The sequence below is a fragment of the Nocardia carnea genome, assembly GCF_029869215.1.
Taxonomy (GTDB): Bacteria; Actinomycetota; Actinomycetes; order Mycobacteriales; family Mycobacteriaceae; genus Nocardia; species Nocardia carnea_B.
Genome location: NZ_JARWPM010000342.1, coordinates 1 through 3,007, shown reverse-complemented (window position 1 = coordinate 3,007; position 3,007 = coordinate 1). Strand labels below are relative to the sequence as shown.

Here is a 3,007-nt window from a genome sequence, read left to right as displayed (position 1 = left end):
CCCCCAAAAACCCCCCCCCCCCCCCCCCCCCCCCCCCCCCCCCCCCCCCCCGCCCCCCCCCCCCCCCCCCCCCCCCCGGGGGCCCCCCCAAACCCGGGGGGGCCCGCCGTAGCGCACGAATAGTGAAACTTGTTCCTACTCCATCAGGCTGCGCGCCCGCGCGAACAGTTCCAGGGTGTTCGCGTGCAGGAAATCGCCGATCTGCTTGGGTGCCTTCCCGGCAAAAGCCCGGGCGTAGGTTCCTTCCAGCACGATGCCGAGTTTGAAGCAGGCCAGCACGGTGTACCAGGTGACGGCGCTCAGGTCACGGTCGGAGAACTTGCCGTAGTGCTCGATCATCTCCGCGCTCGACGGCAGGCCGCCGGCTTCCCCGAGTTTGCCGATGAGCGCCGCTCCCGAGGTGCCCGGTTCCGGCCGGGTGGCGATCTGCCAGCCCAGATCCAGCAGCGGATCGCCGATGGTCGACATCTCCCAGTCCACCAGCGCCGCGACCTCGGGGCGGTCGTACGAGAACATGATGTTGGCGAGATGGCAGTCGCCGTGCAGGATTCCGGGGGTCCAGGCGGCGGGACGGTTACGCTCCAACCAGTCGGCCACCTCGGTCACGCCCGGGATCTCCGGGCCGGGGTAGCCCTCGTTCGACGAGTACGAGTCGAGTTCGTGCATCCACCGCCCGACCTGCCGCTCCAGAAAACCTTCCGGTTTGCCGTAATCGTCGAGTCCGAGCGCCCGGTAGTCGAGGGCGCCGAGGCGGGCGATGGCCTCCACCGCGGAAAGGCCCATGGCGTGCCGCGCCGCCGGGTCGTCGGCGAACTGCGCCGGGAGTTCGGTTTGCGGGTTGTACCCCTCGATCGGTTCCATCAGATAGAACACCGCGCCCAGCACCGATTCGTCCGGTTCCGCGGCGATCACCCGGGGCGCCCGCACATCGGTATCGGACAGCGCGCCCAGCAGCCGCGCCTCCCGCCGGATCACCTCGTTGCTCTTGGGCCGCAGATGCGCCGGCCCCCGGCGCAGCACATAGTCGCGCCCGCCGCGGGTGAACCGCAGCATGATGTTCTGCGTCCCGCCGCCGAGGGCCTTCACCTCCCGGAACTCGCCACCGGGGAGCCCGCGCTCATCCATCCAGTTCCCGACCACGGCGAAATCGACGTGTGCACGATCCACGCCTACCGGCTGCGCAACAGACATGCCTGACATTGTGCCCCACCCCGCGCATACAACTGCGGGCAACCGACAACAGTTTGAGACACGGGTCCGGCGTAGGGTTCGGACCACGATGTCTTTCTCCGCGACAGTCCAGTACCGCGTGCTCGAACGCGCCGTCGACACCGAGGCCGCATTCCTCCGCCTCTACGGCACCTCGGACACCGCGTTCTGGCTGGACAGCGAACATGTGGAACCGGGACTGGACCGCTTCTCCTTCCTCGGCGACGCCGACGGCCCGCTTGCCGAGGTGGTGCGGTACCGGGTCGGCAGCGGGTTCGTCACCGTCACCGGTTCCTGTGGCCGGATCCGCCAGGAACCGGGCACCGTCCTCGACTATCTGGCCGCCGCGCTACGCGCCCGCCGGCTGCCGCTGCCCGCGGAGCTGCCGTTCGACTTCGCCGGCGGTTATGTGGGCTACCTCGGCTACGAGGTCAAGGCGGAATGCGGCGGTGTGGCCGCCCACCACGCGCCCACACCCGATGCGCAATGGGTCTTCGCCGACCGGCTGGTGGTGGTCGATCACCTCGCCGGACGGACATATCTGCTGGCCCTCACCGGTACGGGCGAAAAGGCTCACCGGGCGACCCGGACCTGGCTCGACACCACGACCGCCGTCCTCGCCGACCTGCCCACCTGGTCGAATCCCCCGCCGCTCGGCGAACACACCGGCCTGCCGGCGTTCGACGCCCACCACACCGCCACACCCGGCACCCGGCCCGGCACCACCGTGGCCGACCACACCGCCGCGCCCGGAGCCGACCGCCACCTCACCGATGCGCCCGGAGCCGATCCTCAGCACACCGCCGCACCCGGAGCCGGTCGCGACGGGGCGGCGGCCGGGGCCGGTCGTGCGCGATCCGCGCTCGAGCACCATCTCGTCCGCGGCCGTGCGCAGTACCTGCGCGATATCGCGGCCTGCCAGGACGCGCTGCGGGCCGGCGAATCGTACGAGATCACGCTCACCGATCAGCTGGTCCTGCCCGCCACGGCCGGCGGGCTCGACACCTACCGGATCCTGCGCCGCGCCAACCCCGCACCGTATTCGGCCTACCTGCGTTTCGGCGACCTGGAAATCGCCTGCTCCTCCCCCGAACGTTTCCTGAAAATCGACCGCACCCGCACGGTCGAGACGAAACCCATCAAGGGCACCGCCCGCCGCGACCCCGACCCGGAAGTCGACGAACAGTTGCGCCGCGCCCTCACCGAGGACCCGAAAACGCGCGCGGAGAATGTGATGATCGTCGACCTGCTGCGCAACGATCTCAGCCGGGTCTGCGATACCGGCAGTGTCCGGGTGCACAAGCTGCTCGCCACCGAAACGTATTCGACCCTGCACCAATTGGTGTCCACGGTGCGCGGGACACTACGTGCCGATACCGATGTGATCGGCTGTCTGCGCGCGTGTTTCCCCGGCGGTTCCATGACAGGCGCGCCCAAGATCCGCACCATGGAAATCATCGACGCCCTGGAAACCCGGGCGCGCGGAATCTATTCGGGCACGATCGGTTTCCTCGGACTGGGCGGGACCGCCGACCTCAATATCGTGATCCGCACCGCGGTCCGCCACGACGGTCGCTGGCAGATCGGCGCCGGCGGGGCGATCGTGCTGGATTCGGTTGCCGCCGACGAATACGACGAAATGCTGCTCAAGGCCGGTGCGGTGTAGCGGGGGGGGGGGGGGGGGGGCGCCGGGCGCGGGCCGGCCCCCCCCCCCGGGGGCGGCCCGCGCCCCCGGCCACAAACCCCCCGCCGGCGGCGGCGCCCCCCCCCCCCCCCCCCCCCCCCCCCCCCCGCGCGG

General features: G+C 70.6%; 2 protein-coding genes. One reads left to right on the top strand and one right to left on the bottom strand.

Translation table 11 applies throughout. The features are described 5' to 3' along the window. Positions 1-135: 135 nt before the first annotated feature. Complete coding sequence (locus QH276_RS23785; protein WP_280396846.1) at positions 136-1,200, bottom strand: phosphotransferase family protein; 1,065 nt, start codon at positions 1,198-1,200, stop codon at positions 136-138. Positions 1,201-1,279: 79 nt separating this feature from the next. Here QH276_RS23785 and pabB point away from each other — a divergent pair, with 79 nt between their 5' ends. Beyond that, entirely contained in the window at positions 1,280-2,875 is a 1,596-nt protein-coding gene (gene pabB / locus QH276_RS23780; protein WP_280406907.1) for an aminodeoxychorismate synthase component I, read from the top strand. Positions 2,876-3,007 lie beyond the last annotated feature (132 nt).